The organism is Corynebacterium sp. MSK032 (assembly GCF_030232065.1).
Lineage (GTDB): Bacteria > Actinomycetota > Actinomycetes > Mycobacteriales > Mycobacteriaceae > Corynebacterium > Corynebacterium jeikeium_D.
This window is the reverse complement of record NZ_JASPJR010000044.1, coordinates 1-500: the sequence shown is the minus strand read 5'-3', so window position 1 is coordinate 500 and position 500 is coordinate 1. Positions and strand designations below refer to the sequence as shown.

1 rRNA gene is annotated in these 500 nt (G+C 52.6%); it reads left to right on the top strand.

Annotation, left to right across the window (positions count from 1 at the left end):
• Positions 1-500 (top strand): 23S ribosomal RNA (locus tag QP995_RS10825); the annotation flags it as partial.

The following is a 500-nucleotide window of genomic DNA, read 5'->3' as shown; positions in this document are numbered from 1 at the left end:
TATGACCGATAGCGGATTAGTACCGTGAGGGAATGGTGAAAAGTACCCCGGGAGGGGAGTGAAATAGTACCTGAAACCATGTGCTTACAATCCGTCAGAGCCCTTTTTTGTGGGGTGATGGCGTGCCTTTTGAAGAATGAGCCTGCGAGTCAGCGGCATGTCGCGAGGTTAACCCGTTTGGTGGGGTAGTCGTAGCGAAAGCGAATACTAACTAGTGTGTTGTCAGTGGCATGTCCTGGACCCGAAGCGGGGTGATCTACCCATGGCCAGTGTGAAGCAGAGGTAAGACTCTGTGGAGGCGCGAACCCACTTAGGTTGAAAACTGAGGGGATGAGTTGTGGGTAGGGGTGAAAGGCCAATCAAACTCCGTGATAGCTGGTTCTCCCCGAAATGCATTTAGGTGCAGCGTCGTGTGTTTCCTCCTGGAGGTAGAGCTACTGGTTGGTTTAGCGGGACTATCATCTTAGCGACATCAGCCAAACTCCGAATGCCGGTGAGGT